The 15,878-nt window shown below is 37.1% G+C and carries 16 protein-coding genes; 12 read left to right on the plus strand and 4 right to left on the minus strand.

Annotation, left to right across the window (positions count from 1 at the left end):
• Window positions 1-41: 41 nt before the first annotated feature.
• Window positions 42-1,334 (plus strand): fumarylacetoacetase, encoded by a 1,293-nt coding sequence (gene fahA / locus IWC72_RS18535; RefSeq protein ID WP_194530821.1) that lies wholly within the window; start codon window positions 42-44, stop codon window positions 1,332-1,334.
• A gap of 56 nt (window positions 1,335-1,390) precedes the next feature.
• Here the strand turns inward: fahA and ytxJ are convergent, their stop codons facing one another.
• On the minus strand, window positions 1,391-1,786 hold the full coding sequence (gene ytxJ / locus IWC72_RS18540) for a bacillithiol system redox-active protein YtxJ (RefSeq protein ID WP_194530822.1): 396 nt from the start codon (window positions 1,784-1,786) through the stop codon (window positions 1,391-1,393).
• 166 nt (window positions 1,787-1,952) lie between these two features.
• Here ytxJ and clpB point away from each other — a divergent pair, with 166 nt between their 5' ends.
• Together clpB and IWC72_RS18550 are read left to right on the plus strand one after the other, a co-directional pair.
• Window positions 1,953-4,553 (plus strand): ATP-dependent chaperone ClpB, encoded by a 2,601-nt coding sequence (clpB, locus tag IWC72_RS18545; protein ID WP_194530823.1) that lies wholly within the window; start codon window positions 1,953-1,955, stop codon window positions 4,551-4,553.
• Between the two features lie 119 nt (window positions 4,554-4,672).
• On the plus strand, window positions 4,673-5,269 hold the full coding sequence (locus tag IWC72_RS18550) for a TetR/AcrR family transcriptional regulator (RefSeq protein WP_194530824.1): 597 nt from the start codon (window positions 4,673-4,675) through the stop codon (window positions 5,267-5,269).
• Between the two features lie 43 nt (window positions 5,270-5,312).
• On the opposite strand, the gene IWC72_RS18555 is transcribed toward IWC72_RS18550, so the two are convergent.
• Together IWC72_RS18555 and IWC72_RS18560 are read right to left on the minus strand one after the other, a co-directional pair.
• The gene (locus tag IWC72_RS18555) at window positions 5,313-5,729 is read right to left on the minus strand and encodes a hypothetical protein (protein WP_194530825.1); all 417 of its coding nucleotides are present in this window, start codon (window positions 5,727-5,729) and stop codon (window positions 5,313-5,315) included.
• Between the two features lie 12 nt (window positions 5,730-5,741).
• Window positions 5,742-7,505 (minus strand): PorP/SprF family type IX secretion system membrane protein, encoded by a 1,764-nt coding sequence (locus IWC72_RS18560; protein ID WP_194530826.1) that lies wholly within the window; start codon window positions 7,503-7,505, stop codon window positions 5,742-5,744.
• A 99-nt stretch (window positions 7,506-7,604) separates the two neighbouring features.
• Here IWC72_RS18560 and IWC72_RS18565 point away from each other — a divergent pair, with 99 nt between their 5' ends.
• Window positions 7,605-8,162, plus strand: coding sequence for a SixA phosphatase family protein (locus IWC72_RS18565; protein ID WP_194530827.1), 558 nt, complete (start codon window positions 7,605-7,607; stop codon window positions 8,160-8,162).
• A gap of 109 nt (window positions 8,163-8,271) precedes the next feature.
• Window positions 8,272-8,736, plus strand: coding sequence for an SsrA-binding protein SmpB (smpB, locus tag IWC72_RS18570; protein ID WP_194530828.1), 465 nt, complete (start codon window positions 8,272-8,274; stop codon window positions 8,734-8,736).
• Between the two features lie 10 nt (window positions 8,737-8,746).
• Here smpB and IWC72_RS18575 read toward each other — a convergent pair whose 3' ends face one another.
• A complete protein-coding gene (locus IWC72_RS18575; protein ID WP_194527670.1) occupies window positions 8,747-9,388 on the minus strand; it encodes a protein-L-isoaspartate(D-aspartate) O-methyltransferase in 642 nt (213 codons plus the stop codon).
• A gap of 161 nt (window positions 9,389-9,549) precedes the next feature.
• On the opposite strand from IWC72_RS18575, the gene IWC72_RS18580 reads away from it, so the two are divergent.
• The 7 genes from IWC72_RS18580 (at window position 9,550) to IWC72_RS18610 (ending at window position 15,829) form a co-directional block, all read left to right on the plus strand.
• Window positions 9,550-10,509 (plus strand): Gfo/Idh/MocA family protein, encoded by a 960-nt coding sequence (locus IWC72_RS18580; protein WP_194530829.1) that lies wholly within the window; start codon window positions 9,550-9,552, stop codon window positions 10,507-10,509.
• Between the two features lie 19 nt (window positions 10,510-10,528).
• A complete protein-coding gene (locus IWC72_RS18585; protein ID WP_194530830.1) occupies window positions 10,529-11,416 on the plus strand; it encodes a 3-hydroxyacyl-CoA dehydrogenase family protein in 888 nt (295 codons plus the stop codon).
• A gap of 63 nt (window positions 11,417-11,479) precedes the next feature.
• Complete coding sequence (locus IWC72_RS18590; protein ID WP_194530831.1) at window positions 11,480-12,136, plus strand: YggS family pyridoxal phosphate-dependent enzyme; 657 nt, start codon at window positions 11,480-11,482, stop codon at window positions 12,134-12,136.
• A 53-nt stretch (window positions 12,137-12,189) separates the two neighbouring features.
• A complete protein-coding gene (locus IWC72_RS18595) occupies window positions 12,190-13,560 on the plus strand; it encodes an exonuclease domain-containing protein (protein WP_194527674.1) in 1,371 nt (456 codons plus the stop codon).
• Window positions 13,561-13,563: 3 nt separating this feature from the next.
• Complete coding sequence (locus IWC72_RS18600; RefSeq protein WP_194527675.1) at window positions 13,564-14,412, plus strand: ion transporter; 849 nt, start codon at window positions 13,564-13,566, stop codon at window positions 14,410-14,412.
• Window positions 14,412-15,341, plus strand: a complete 930-nt coding sequence (gene miaA / locus IWC72_RS18605) for a tRNA (adenosine(37)-N6)-dimethylallyltransferase MiaA (RefSeq protein ID WP_194527676.1) — start codon at window positions 14,412-14,414, stop codon at window positions 15,339-15,341. The genes IWC72_RS18600 and miaA overlap by 1 nt, the downstream gene beginning before the upstream one ends.
• Entirely contained in the window at window positions 15,338-15,829 is a 492-nt protein-coding gene (locus tag IWC72_RS18610) for a gluconokinase (RefSeq protein WP_194530832.1), read from the plus strand. The genes miaA and IWC72_RS18610 overlap by 4 nt, the downstream gene beginning before the upstream one ends.
• The last annotated feature ends 49 nt before the right edge of the window (window positions 15,830-15,878 follow it).

A 15,878-nucleotide genomic window follows, 5' to 3' on the forward strand; every position in this document is an offset into this window, starting at 1 on the left:
TTTGATTAAGAATTTATCAAATACAAATTAACAATCTTTCTATGTCTATATACGCGAACGACCCCTCAAAAAAAACATGGCTCCCCATGTCAGATCAATCAGATTTCCCTATACAGAATATACCCTTCGGGGTTTTCCTTACCCGTGATGATATTATTACAATAGGCACACGTATTGGAGACTATGCAATAGATTTAGGAGCTCTTCATCAACTTGGTTACTTTGAGAACATCCCGCTTACGGACGATATTTTTCTACAAGACACCCTAAACGATTTTATATCTGACGGACAAAAGACTTGGCGATTAGTTCGTAATCGTATTAGTGAAATTTTTGAGGCTTCTAACGAAACCCTTAAAAACAATGAAGATCATAAAAATGTAGTCTTATTTTCTATGGATGAGATTGAAATGCAATTGCCTGTACAAGTAGGTGATTATACAGATTTCTACTCCAGCAAAGAACACGCTACAAATGTTGGCACTATGTTCCGTGATCCGGATAATGCGTTATTACCCAACTGGCTTCATATACCTGTTGGGTATCATGGTAGAAGCTCCACCATTATACCCAGCGGAACACCTATTCACAGGCCCATGGGGCAGACCTTGCCAAAAGGTGAAACCAAGCCCGTTTTTGGACCATCGCGTTTGGTAGATTTTGAATTGGAGATGGCATTTATTACCACGGATGCCAATGTGCTAGGAGAACCTATTTCCGTAAATGAAGCCGAAGAATATATTTTTGGAATGGTAGTTTTTAATGATTGGAGCGCCCGTGATATCCAAAAATGGGAATATGTGCCTCTTGGACCATTTTTAGCAAAAAACTTTGCTTCATCTATATCTCCATGGATTGTAACCATAGACGCCCTTCAACCATTTCGTGTTGAAAGTACAACGCAAGAACCCAAGCCACTCCCCTATTTACAGCAAAAAGAGAGACATAGCTACGACATTAACCTTGAAGTAAGTATAGCAACCGAAAACGGTAACGAAACCACCATCTCAAAATCTAACTTTAAGTACATGTATTGGACCATGGCACAACAATTAGCCCACCATACAATTAACGGCTGTATTGTAAACAGTGGTGATATGATGGGTAGCGGAACCATATCCGGGCCAACCCCTGACTCTTACGGCTCCATGCTTGAACTATCATGGCAAGGCACCAAGCCTGTAAAACTAAATGATGGTTCTGAGCGTAAATTTATTGAAGACAATGACACCGTAATTATGAAAGGGTATTGCTCAAATAATGATGTACGCATCGGTTTTGGTGAAGTAAAAACAAAGCTTTTACCTCCTTTCACTCCAAAGAAAAAAAGTTAAAAATTTTACTCTCAATTACTACAATACCTTTAAGCCTCTTTATAGAATGAGATGGTTTAAAGGTATTTTTCTAGGTTAATTTCTGCAATTGCCCCATGGGAATCATGAACAACCACTCCTCCATTTTTTATTACCAGCAGCTGGGGTGATTGGTGCATGACCTGAAATTTATAACCCGTTTCATCAGAAACTTGACGATAACTGTGCAAGTCTAGAAAATAGAAATCCATTTGACCATCTTCAAAGGCATAGTTTTGAGTAAACATGTTTAAAACCATCCGGCTAATACCACAAGTAGTTGAATGTTTAAATATCACCTGTGGTTTCGTTAAAGACTTTTTTTCAATTTCACTTAGTTGTTCAACGGAAGTAAGTGCTATCCAAGGAATTTTAGTTTCCTTTTTATTTTCACCCTCATTTTTACTTCCAAATATATTATTAAAGAGACCCATTTCGTATTTTTATAGTATCAGTCTAACCTTTTTCAAAAACTTACAACTGACTAAATGTCGTTTATTTTGCAGTGTTAAGCGCCATATTGTCTTGCTTACCGCCTTGGTAAGATTATTGACTTATTCAAATCAAAAATAAACAATAACAGCAGATAACAATATACATATGAACTTTAATAATTATACTACAAAATCACAAGAGGCTATTCAGCAAGCCCAGCAGATTGCGCAGGGTTTTGGCCATCAGCAGATAGAGAACGAACATTTGTTCAAAGCAATCTGGGAGGTTGACGAAAACGTTCTGCCTTTTATTCTGAAAAAATTGAATATAAACGTTGCTTTGCTTCAGCAAATTTTAGAAAAAGAACTAGAAAGCTTTCCCAAAGTTTCTGGAGGGGATATTATGATATCCAGAGAAGCAGGAAAAACACTGAACGAGGCAAGTTCCATTGCTAAAAAAATGGAGGATGAATATGTTTCCATAGAGCATCTTTTGCTGGCCATTTTAAAATCTAGCAGTAAAATTGCCCAGATTTTAAAGGATCAAGGCGCTACCGAAAAAGACTTAAAAGCAGCTATAGGTGAACTTCGCAAAGGCGGTAAAGTAACCTCACAGAGTGCTGAAGACACTTATAATTCGCTTGACAAATATGCCCTTAACCTAAATCAGTTGGCAGATAACGGCAAGTTAGACCCGGTCATTGGGCGTGACGAGGAAATTCGTCGTATTCTTCAAATTTTATCCCGAAGAACCAAAAACAACCCTATGTTGGTTGGTGAGCCAGGTACAGGAAAAACGGCTATTGCAGAAGGTCTTGCACACCGGATTATCCAAGGAGATGTACCAGAAAACCTAAAGGATAAAGTCATTTATTCATTGGATATGGGTGCACTTATTGCAGGTGCTAAATATAAAGGTGAGTTTGAAGAAAGACTAAAATCTGTCATTAAAGAAGTAACATCTTCAGATGGTGATATTGTTTTATTCATTGATGAGATACATACCCTAGTTGGTGCAGGCGGCGGCCAAGGCGCAATGGACGCGGCCAATATTTTAAAGCCCGCATTGGCCCGTGGTGAACTCAGAGCCATTGGTGCAACCACATTAGATGAATACCAAAAGTATTTTGAAAAAGATAAAGCACTTGAAAGGCGTTTCCAAAAAGTAATAGTAAACGAGCCTGATACAGAAAGTGCCATTTCAATTCTTAGAGGTATAAAAGAAAAGTATGAGGCACATCATAAAGTCCGGATTAAGGATGAAGCAGTAATTGCTGCTGTTGAGCTATCTCAACGCTATATTACCAATCGGTTTTTACCAGATAAGGCTATTGATTTAATAGACGAGGCCGCATCAAAGCTCAGGATGGAAATTAACTCTAAACCGGAAGAATTAGATGTTCTTGACCGTAAGATTATGCAGCTCGAAATTGAAATTGAAGCAATAAAACGAGAAAACGACAAGGCCAAACTCAAGTTGCTGAATGTTGACTTAGCAAACCTTAAAGAAGACCGTAATGAAATCTTTGCGAAATGGGAAAGTGAAAAGTCCGTTGTTGATGAAATTCAAAAAACGAAGCAAGACATTGAAGAGTTTAAAAACGAAGCTGAACGTGCTGAACGTAATGGAGATTATGGTAAAGTAGCCGAACTTCGTTATGGCAAAATCAAAGAGGCACAAGAAAAACTTCAAGACCTTCAAAAGGTATTGGACGAGCAGCAATTGGGCGATACGCTGATTAAAGAAGAGGTTACCAACGAAGACATTGCGGAGGTTGTAGCAAAGTGGACAGGAATACCTGTGACCAAAATGTTGCAGAGCGAGCGTGAAAAACTTTTAAAATTAGAAAATGTCCTCCACAAAAGGGTGATTGGTCAAAACGAAGCCATTGAAGCTGTTTCGGATGCCATTAGAAGAAGTCGCGCTGGGCTGCAGGATGCAAATAGACCTATTGGTTCATTCTTGTTTTTAGGTACTACAGGTGTCGGTAAAACGGAGTTGGCAAAAACTCTAGCTTCATATTTATTTGATGATGAAAACGCAATGACCCGCATTGATATGAGCGAATACCAAGAACGACATTCAGTAAGCAGATTGGTTGGAGCTCCTCCAGGATATGTAGGCTATGATGAAGGTGGCCAATTGACGGAAGCAGTTCGTAGAAGGCCATATTCCGTGGTACTGCTTGATGAAATCGAGAAAGCACATCCGGATACTTTTAATATTTTATTGCAAGTGTTGGATGAAGGAAGGTTGACGGATAATAAAGGTAGGGTTGCTGATTTTAAGAACACCATTATCATTATGACCAGCAATATGGGTAGCTCTATTATTCAAGAGAAATTTGAAAATAGCAAAGACCCTTATAGTGCAACAGAAGCCGCACGTGTTGAAATTTTAGGCTTGCTACGTAAAACAATACGACCTGAATTTCTAAATCGTATTGATGATATTATCATGTTTACACCGCTTAGCCGGGAGGATATTACTAAAATTGTTAGACTTCAATTAGATAGTTTGAAGAAGAACATTGCTAAGCAACATATAACGATTGACGCTACGGACGAGGCCATAAATTATTTAGCAAATAAAGGATATGACCCACAATACGGAGCTCGACCAATAAAAAGGGTCATTCAGAAAGATGTTTTGAACAATCTCTCCAAAGAACTCTTGAGTGGCAACATAAAAGCGGATAGTATTGTGTTGATTGATTCATTTGATGATGCACTTGTATTTAGAAATCAAGATGAATTAGTGGAATAATCCTATAATTTTCAAAAAAAATGTCGCAAGAAAAAGCATCCCTCAAAAGGGATGCTTTTTTTTAAAAGTATATACCATGCAGTATATAATTTTTTTATCTTCGTGTAAAACTGCACCACATGTCTACCAAAGCCGAAAGAACCACTGCCTTTATAATTGAAACTGTTGCCTCTGTTTTTAACAAACATGGTTACATAGGTACAAGTATGAGCGACCTAACCGAGGCCACTGGACTTACAAAAGGTGCTATTTATGGTAATTTTGAAAATAAGGAAGCCTTGGCATTATCGGCCTATCAATACAACAGTAACCTTCTTTTATCAAAAGTAGATGAAGTTTTGGCCGAGAAAAGCAATGCCTTGGACAAGATTTTTAACCTCACCGATTTTTATCGTAATTATGATTCGTTCACTTTGAGCATGGGCGGGTGTCCTATTTTAAATACAGGTGTAGATGCCCAACATAATAACAGGCTTCTGGTAGCAGCCAACAAAGAAGCCATACGAGAAATGGAAGGCAAAATTGCGCTCGTTCTTGAAAATGGCGTTAAGAACGATGAAATTAAACTGCCGGTTACACCTTCACAATTTGCGAAGCAACTTTTTACTATGACCCAAGGTGCAATTGCTATGGCAACTATGACCAGTGACAAAAAATACCTCACGAATACTATCGCTTACCTAGAGGTTTTAATAAAGAAAGAGCTTAAAAAGTAAATTACAGCTTATAAAACTATAATTTTTTGTTTAGAACATCTCCTCAAGGGTAACCAATAAATTTGGAGATTTTCGGATTTTCAAGTGTTGTTTTCACTACTATTGTATCTCCTATCTTTGCCAAAAGATAGCTGTCATTGATTCTAAAATCTGATGAGTATTCCTTACCTTCAACTATATAATTGCAAACCCCAATTTGGTAGTAATATCCTCTTCCCCAATGTTTCATATTCTCTTGGGTTACAGCTGCATTCACATAGATAACTGTTTTACCTAAAAACTTAAATTCATCAGTCCACCATAAATAAGCTCCTAGAAAAGTAAATGTCAAAAAAAATATAGACACAAAAAAAAGTAATATGTTTTTGCGAGACTCAATATTTTTTGAACGTAAATAGCGAGTTCTCCATTGAGAGTAGTTTTTACTTTTATTATTCATCCAATCAACTTCCTCATCCAAGACTTCTGACTCTTATTTCCCTACTACTCTAAAAATCCAAGTATTACCAGAAAACTTACCGTCAAAATTACCATCTCTGGCTTGTCTTGCCTGACCCATAGTATCAAAACGATTCAGATACACATAGTTAAATTTATTTTTGCTACGCACAAATGATTTAGGTTGAAGTCCCTTTCTCTTTAAATCAGCCATAAAGGCATCAAAGTACTTTTTAGTACCAAATACATTTGCTATCAAATAATAGCCCGGCTCTAAACCGTCCTCGGTTTTAACCTCTTCGTATTTTTCTCCTTTTCTAGGCGTAACTACTTCTTCTTTCTGCGCCAGCTTAGCTTCTTGAGCAGCTTTCTCTCCTTCTATTTTTTCTTGACGAGCTTTTTCTTGCGCAATCTTTGCCGCTTCAGCCTCAGCTTTCCGCTTATCTCTTTCTGTATTTTCAGCTAATTCCAAAGCTTCCTGTTGCTTAGCATTTTGAATTGAATCCAATTTTCTTTTTTGCTCTTCTTGCTCTTCTTGCTCAGCTATGGCAAGCTCCTCACCTTTCTGCTTTTGCGCTTCTTTTTCAGCAGCGTTGGCAAGAGCCTCTTCTTCTTTTATCTGATTTTGCGCTTCCTTTTCAAGACGCTTCTCTTCTTTCCTTAAAACCAAAGTTTCCTGTTTCTGTACTTTAGCTATAGAATCTTGAGCCCTTTTTTCCAACTTGCGGCGCTCTTTTTCTTCTTTCTTAACAAGCTTTTCTTCTGATTTGGATTCTTGGGCCAATTCCTCTGCTTTTTTTAACTCTTCCGTTATAGCCTCAGCAATCGCTTGGGACTCTATCTGGTCCAGTTCATTTTCTTCCGGAGAAATATAACCTACTATTTTATGACGCTCTTCTGGTTTGCCAAAAAAGTACGCGGCCATCAACTCAAAAGAAGATTCTCTACTAACTGACGAATCCGCTCCAAACTCAATCAATGCACCTATTGATACATGATTAAAAAATGTTCCTCCAACACCTACGCCATAGCCATAGAAATTATTATATCCCAATTGCCCCCAATACTTGTTCGTATTTAGAAGTGCATTGAATCCTATTTGATTGGCTTCACCCGGAATAGTTCGCAAATACATAGATGGCCGCACAAAAGCATTGACCGCAGCACCAAGGGTTACGGGAAAATCATAAGAAACTAAGCCCATATAAACTTTATCCTCCTTTTCCGTATTAACCTCACTCTCGGTAAAGTTATAATCAAATAAATTTTCAGAAGCAAAACCCAGCGTAAGCCTTTCTACACTAAGACTAACACCTGGCGCCATTTGCAAAATAAAATCATCAGTGGGAGTAGATTGTAATAATGGAAAATCAGGATTAACTGTAAAACGGTCATCAGCTAAAGACTGCTTAAAGCCAAATACATTTGCTCCTACAGATAATTTTACGCTTTCATTCAAGTCAAAACTATATGCATAATTAACAACTCCTCCCGTGTCAAAATAGATTCCCGTGTTTTGCTGAAAAAAAGCTATACCAACGGCAGATTTATTATTTAATTTTCTCGTATAATTTAAAAACTGGGTTGTAGGATTAGCATCTATAGCTTGCCACTGCCAGCGTACCCAATACGCCAAAGAATTAGCATTGTTTCTATCTACTGAAAAAGCAGGATTAAACAAACTAGCATTGTACGTCGTTAAGTTATGTTGCCTTAAATCAGCAGGTAAACGCGACTCTTGACTCCGCAGAACCAAAACAAACAATAAAAGAAATAAAGTGAATATAGTTTTGCGCATGATTACAAAAAAACAAAAAGCAGTATTGATACATACTTTTTTTGTCTAAATTTAGTTAACAATTATGCAAGAGTTTTCAACCAAAAACTATTACCTAATATGCAACGGATCAAATCCTTTTATATTATTCTGCTTACCGCCTTAATTTTTGTTAGTTGTAAAGACGATCAAAAGGCTAACCAAAACAACAACCAAGGTGTAGTTTCTACCTTCTATTTTATTCGTCATGCGGAGAAAGACCGTTCTGATTCAGAAAATACGGATCCAGAACTAAATCAACGTGGTTTAGGCAGGGCTATGCATTGGGCCGAAATTCTTAAAGACGTAGAGCTAGACGTTATTTATACAACGGATTATCAACGAACCTCTATGACCGCTGCTCCTACGGCAGTCAAACAAGAACTTGACGTTAAGTATTACGAGCCACAAAACGTAAACATAGAACAGTTTAAAGCTGATAACTTAGGTAAAAACGTTCTTGTGGTGGGCCATAGCAACACGACACCTGACTTCGTAAATAAAATGATAAATATTGATTTGTACTACGAGATGGAAGACAATGACAATGGAAGCCTTTTTGTTGTGCAACTCATTAACGGACAAGCAACTTCACAACGTCTTCACATTAACTGTAACTGCCCAAAAGAACGAAAATAGAGCTTCTAGCAGATTAAAATGAAGCGGTATCGGTTTTAAATCTACTCTTATCACTTTTCTATGGCCTTGAATTAGCTAATAATTTGGGGAACTTCACTATTTTTGTGTCATGGTTCAAAAGAACATCAACATAAAAAACAAAAAAGCCAAATTTGAATATGAGTTCATAGATACCTATGTAACTGGTATTGTTTTGGCCGGGACTGAAATAAAATCCGTTCGAGAAGGCAAAGCTTCAATAACTCAAAGTTTTTGTGAGTTTAATGAGCGCGGAGAGCTTTTTGTAATTAACATGCAAATTGATGAATATTCGCACGCCTCCCACTTTAATCACAAACCCAAAGCAGAACGCAAGTTGCTCATGAATAAACGCGAGCTTATTAAATTGCGAAAAGAAGTAACTACTTCTGGCTTTACTATTGTACCAATTAATCTATTTATTAATGATAGAGGACTAGCTAAACTAAAAATTGCTTTAGCCAAAGGTAAAAAGCTGTACGACAAGCGCGAAACCTTAAAAGACCGCGATAATAAACGTGATCTTTCAAGAATTAAGAAAAGCTTCAATAACTAAGATTGATGCTCTAATTCTTATTCTCCAAAAGCGGCACAAAACGGAAAGAACCGTATTCTTTTTTTTCGAACTCTTTTTCAGATTTACGAACAAACAAAGTCATAATCTGGTCATCAGTTCCAACAGGTATAACCAATCTACCTCCGATTTTCAATTGACTCATGAGTGCCCTTGGCACTTCTGGAGCACCCGCGGTTACAATAATTCCATCATAAGGCGCTTGTTCGGGAAGACCTTTATAACCATCTCCAAAAATTAATTTTTTAGGACGATACCCCATTTTTCTAAAGAAAATTTTTGTCTTTTTAAAAAGCTCCAATTGCCGCTCAATAGTATGAACTTTTGCTCTTAAAAGTAATAACACAGCAGTTTGATATCCACTACCTGTTCCTATTTCTAAAATATTATCATTAGGCTTTACCTCCAATAATTGAGATTGAAAAGCAACCGTATAAGGTTGAGAAATAGTTTGGTCCGCAGCTATAGGAAAAGCCTTGTCTTGATAGGCATGACCCTCAAAACTACTATCCATAAATAAATGCCTGGGTATAGTGCGTATAGCTTCTAATACATTTTTATCAGTAATGCCTTTAGCGACCAATACTTCGGCCAGCTTATTACGCATTCCCCTATGTTTTAAAGTATCTCTCAACGGTTTGGTTTTGGAACGTAAAGTTAACTTGTAAAATTTCAACTCACAAGTCTAGCGACTAAATGTCAGCCTACATTTTTTAAATTATCAAAACCTGAATCTTCTCGCTTCAAACCCGAAAACTGAGAAACTATCCCTATTTTTGATACAAATTGAAATTTATGCTTAGAGTTGGCGTATTAGGCGCAGGTCATTTAGGAAAAATACACTTACGTTTGCTGAACGAATCGAAAAAATACAAGTTAGTCGGTTTTTATGATGCAGATGCAATTAACGGAAAAAAAGTAGCGGACGAATTTGGATACCAATACTTTGATAATATCAATAAACTTATAGAAGCGGTAGATGTAGTAGATATTGTCACCCCTACTCTTTCTCATTTTGATTGCGCCAAGAAGGCAATAGAAAAAGGGAAACATATCTTCATAGAAAAGCCCATAACAAATACGTACGAAGAAGCGGCACAGCTTTTGGAACTAGAAAAAAAGTATAACGTTAAAGGGCAAGTTGGACATGTGGAGCGTTTTAACCCTGCTTTTTCTGCTGTAAAACACCAAATCAATACGCCCATGTTCATAGAGAGTCACCGGTTGGCAGAATTCAACCCTCGCGGTACCGATGTGCCCGTGGTTTTAGACCTAATGATTCACGACATAGACGCGATACTTAGCGTGGTAAATTCTGAAGTAAAACAGATTAATGCCAGTGGAGTTTCGGTCATAAGCAAGTCGCCGGACATTGCCAATGCACGGATTGAGTTTGAAAATGGCTGTGTAGCCAACTTAACGGCTAGTAGAATTTCTTTGAAAAATATGCGCAAATCACGTTTTTTTCAGAAAGATGCTTATATCTCTGTAGACTTTTTAGAGAAAAAAGTAGAGGTAGTCAAAATGCAAGACGCACCTGAAAAAGTGGGCGATTTTGACATGGTACTTCAAAATGCGGAAGGAGAGAAAAAACAAATCTATTTTGAGAATCCTGAAGTTGGTTCAAACAATGCTATTCTTGATGAACTTGAAAGTTTTGCAGATGCTATTGCAAATGACAGCACACCCATTGTAAGCTTAAAACAAGGTACGCAAGCCCTCAAAGTAGCCTTACAGATTATAGCTTCTTTTTAGAAATATTAAAATAACACGTATGCAACATATAGCGGTTATAGGCGCAGGTACTATGGGTAACGGAATTGCTCATGTTTTTGCTCAGAGCGGTCACAAAGTAAATTTGATAGACCTTTCCGATGATGCGCTGAGTAAAGGGATGAAAACTATCGAGAAAAATCTGGATAGAATGCTGGCCAAAGAGAAGATAACCGAAAACGATAAAACGGCCACTCTTCAGAACATATCAACTTTTACCACTCTAAAAGATGGGGTTACCAATGTTGATTTAGTGGTTGAAGCTGCTTCAGAAGACCTAAACATAAAACTGAATATTTTTAAGGAATTGGATGCTATTTGTGACCAGAAAACCATTTTAGCGACAAACACCTCTTCCATATCAATCACACAAATTGCAGCAGTTACAAATAGACCACAGAAAATAATCGGGATGCATTTTATGAACCCCGTGCCTATTATGCAATTGGTAGAAATTATTCGTGGTTATAGTACTTCAGACGAAACTACGGATCAAATCATGAAGTTATCTACAGAACTAGGCAAAACTCCCACGGAAGTCAATGACTACCCAGGTTTTGTGGCCAATAGAATTTTAATGCCCATGATCAATGAGGCGATTGAAACACTGTATAATGGAGTGGCCGGCGTTTCTGAAATTGACACGGTAATGAAATTAGGCATGGCACATCCTATGGGCCCTTTACAACTAGCTGATTTTATTGGCCTTGATGTTTGCCTATCTATTTTAAATGTGATGTATGATGGTTTTAAAAAGCCTAAATATGCACCTTGCCCACTGTTGGTTAATATGGTCATGGCTAAAAAACTAGGTGTAAAATCAGGAGAAGGATTCTATGATTATAGCGAATCTAGAAAAGCCGAAAAGGTTTCTAACCAGTTTTTATGACCACCTAAAAACTCTCTCCTTTTAAATTATTCCTATTAAAAATAGCAAAGCACGAACGATACGATGATAAAAGACAACCTTTTAGAAATCAAAAATACACTTCCTGAACATGTAACATTGGTGGCTGTCTCCAAAACAAAACCAGATGAAGATGTAATGGAAGCCTATACTGCCGGAGAACGCATTTTTGGAGAAAACAAAGTGCAAGAAATGGTTGGCAAATGGGAACGTTTACCTAAAGACATCAAATGGCACATGATCGGCCACCTCCAACGCAACAAAGTTAAATATATGGCTGAATTCGTTGATTTAGTACACGGAGTGGACAGCTTTAAACTACTCTCTGAAATAAATAAAAGGGCGCAACAGCACAACCGAACGATTGATTGTCTACTACAAATTCATATTGCCGAAGAAGACACAAAATTCGGCTTAGATAAAGATGAACTAGATCTTATTCTAAAGTCAGATGAATACCTTAACCTTAAAAACGTAAATGTCGTAGGGCTAATGGGAATGGCCACTTTTACGAATAACAAGGAGCAAGTTAGAAGGGAATTTCAGCAACTAAAATCAATATTCGATTCCATAAAATCAGTAAACCCACGAATAAAAATCTTATCTATGGGTATGAGCGGAGACTACCAAGTGGCCATTGAAGAAGGAAGTACCATGGTACGCATTGGAAGTAGTATCTTTGGCAAGCGAAATTATAAATAATAATCTGCCTCCAACCAACAAAAAAACCATCACCAAAGCTCAAAAACGCATAAATGTATACCATTTTAGATATTGAAACTACAGGAGGAAAATTTAATGAAGAGGGCATTACTGAAATTGCCATTCATAAATTTGACGGACATAAAGTGGTAGACCAGTTTATTAGCTTGGTAAACCCAGAGAAAGACATACAGCCTTTTGTTGTCAAGCTCACGGGTATTAACAACAAAATGCTACAGACCGCCCCAAAATTTCATGAGGTTGCCAAACGGATTGTTGAAATAACCGAAGACACGGTCATTATTGCTCATAACGCACAATTCGACTATAGAATACTGAGAACCGAATTTAGAAGATTAGGCTATAATTTTGAACGTAAGACCCTGTGCACGGTAGAGCTTTCTAAAAAATTGATTCCTGAAGCAGAATCACATAGTCTGGGTAAATTAGTTAGATCTCTTGGTATTGCCGTTAGTGACCGCCATAGAGCAAACGGCGATGCACTAGCAACCCTGAAGCTTTTTAAAATATTATTAGCTAAAGACCTTGACAAGACCATAATTAAAGATGTAATCCGTAAAGAAACGGAAGGAGAACTTTCTGACCGACAATTAGATATTGTAGACGGACTACCTTCTGAAACCGGAGTTTATTACATGCATGACAAGGATGGTGAAATTCTATTTCTTGGAAAAAGTACCAATATCAAAAAAAGGGTAAATCAACATTTTACAAAAGGTGGAGGTCGTGCGAGACAATTACAAAAAGCGACCAAAAAAGTTACTTTTGAAAGAACAGGAAATGAACTGGTAGCGCTTCTGAAGGAAAATGAAGAACTCAAAAGAAATCGCCCTAAATACAACCATCGCCCTAAAGCCGTAATTTTCAGTCACGGTTTATTTGTTCAAAAAAATATAGACGGATACAACACTTTAACGGTTAGAAAGGTTACCGAAAGAAAAGGGGCTTTTACCACGTTCAACAGTCTGGCCGGTGCCTCCAACTTTATTTTTAAATTAACTCGAGATTTTAATCTTTGTGACAAACTAAACGGCATATCAGAAGCAAAAAATAATTGCTCTAACTATGATACCGGAGAGTGTTTAGGCGCTTGCATCACCAAAGAATCAACGGAGGAATACAACCAAAGAGTCAATGAGGCCCTTCAGAAATACTCGTTAAATGAGAAAAATGTGGTAATAATAGATAAAGGGCGAGAAATTGGAGAATACAGCGCTATATTGATTAAAAATGGTGATTTTAAAGGTATTGGCTATTATGACCTTAATCATCAAATCAATAATATTCATATCTTAGAATCTATAATCGTTCCCATGCGAGGCAATGATAACACCACACACATCATTGAAAGTTACATGCGTAAAAAACGTGGTTTAAAAATTCTAGAATTAAGCAATAAGTAAAAGTTGAAGGAGCACAAACCCGATAAAGGCTGGAAGAACAAAGTTCATGAAATTATTTATGAAGCGGATACCCCTTTGGGCAAATGGTTCGATATTCTTTTGTTTATTCTCATTATCATAAGTGTTCTTCTAGTCATGCTAGAGAGCGTAAAATGGATTGATGCCGAGTATCATGAAATACTTTTTATACTAGAATGGGTAGTTACTATACTCTTCACTATTGAATACATTGCCAGAATAATAAGTATAAATCAACCTAAAAAATACATATTTAGTTTCTACGGAATCATAGACCTCCTATCTACTATACCGCTATACCTATCTTATATTTTTGCTGGTTCACAAGTGCTTTTAGCCATTAGGTCTTTACGCCTTCTTAGAGTATTCAGAATATTAAAATTAGTCCGCTTTTTAGGTGAGGCATCCCAGCTGAAAAATGCACTAAAAGCAAGTAGGGCCAAAATAACTGTTTTTCTTTTTGCTGTGCTTATTCTTTCGGTTATCCTAGGAACACTCATGTATTTAATAGAAGGAGATGAGGCTGGTTTCACGAGCATCCCTACCAGCATTTATTGGACTATTGTAACTCTTACTACTGTAGGCTACGGAGATATTGCTCCAATAACACCTCAAGGTCAATTTATAGCAACTCTTATTATGCTTGTAGGTTATGGCGTTATTGCCGTTCCTACCGGAATCGTTACAGTAGAGTTTGGCAAAAAAGCACAACAACAGAAGCAAATGGACGATAAACACTTTGTACATGTAAACACGCAAGCATGTAGAAATTGCTGTAAAGAAGGCCATAGAGATGACGCCAGCCATTGTTATAATTGCGGAACCGAGCTGTAATGGAGAAAATACTTTTATCTGTTGTAGGCCCTACCGCAATTGGAAAAACTAAACTTGCCATCTCATTAGCACAGTATTTTAATACTGAAATTATCTCTGCAGATTCAAGGCAGTTTTTTAAAGAAATGAAAATTGGCACAGCTGTTCCCTCGCAAGAAGAACTTAAGCAAGCCAAACACCACTTCATACAACACATTAGTATTTTTGACTCCTATTCGGTAGGTGACTTTGAACGGGATGCCCTTACCGCACTAAACAATCTTTTCAAAAAAAATAATATTGTTGTAATGGTAGGTGGCAGTGGGCTTTATACTAAAGCTGTTGCCGAAGGGTTAGATGACTTTCCTAAAATAGACCCAAAAATACGAGAACAACTTAATATACAATTCACAGAAGAAGGAATTGGAATTCTACAAAACGAGCTAAAACAAAGAGATCCAGACTACTATAAAACCGTAGATATAAACAACCCTCACAGACTCATAAGAGCACTGGAAATTTGCATAGGAACAAATACTCCCTACTCTTCTTTTTTGTCAAAAAACAAAAAGAAGCGACCGTTCAAAACAATAACTATTGGTATTGAAGCTGACCGTCCACTTATATATGATCGTATTAACCAACGTGTAGATATAATGGTGACGGAGGGCCTTATTAAAGAAGCTAGACAACTTGAGAAGTACAAAGCTCTAAACGCGCTACAAACCGTTGGTTACCGAGAGCTTTTTACTTATTTTGAAAAAGAATCAAATAACATGGCCACTGATAGTGATTTAATTTTTGCCATAGAAGAAATAAAGAAAAACACACGTAGGTTTGCAAAAAGACAGCTAACATGGTTTAAGCGAAATCAGGAGACCCTATGGGTTTCATATGACGTAGATTTCCAAGAATTGATAGCCACCTTACATAAAATCATTCTAAAATGAAAAATATAAAACCCATAGTATTTGTCATGGGCGTATCTGGCTCCGGCAAAAGCACCATAGGCAAACTTCTTGCAAAGAAATTGAATATAGAATTCTATGATGGTGATGATTATCATCCTGAAGCAAACGTAAAAAAAATGGCTGATGGTATTCCTTTAGATGACCATGACCGTCAAGGCTGGCTAGAAAGGTTAAACTTGTTAGCTATTGAAAATAATGAGAAAGGAGCCATCATTGCTTGCTCTGCTCTTAAAACCAAATATCGTGTCATTTTACAAAATAATTTAGAAAAAAAGCTTGTCTTTGTATACCTCAAAGGAACTTTTGAAGAAATTATGACTCGTCTTGAGCAACGTAAAAATCACTTTATGCCACCAGAATTACTTCAATCACAATTTAACACTTTAGAAGTGCCTAAAGATGCTATTACCGTCTCTATTATGCAAACACCCGTAGAAATTGTCTCTAAAATAATCTCTAAGCTATAATCACAAAAAAAGCCCCGCTATAAAATATAGCGGGGCTTTTGAATATATA

Source organism: Zobellia roscoffensis, assembly GCF_015330165.1.
In the GTDB taxonomy this organism is placed as follows: domain Bacteria; phylum Bacteroidota; class Bacteroidia; order Flavobacteriales; family Flavobacteriaceae; genus Zobellia; species Zobellia roscoffensis.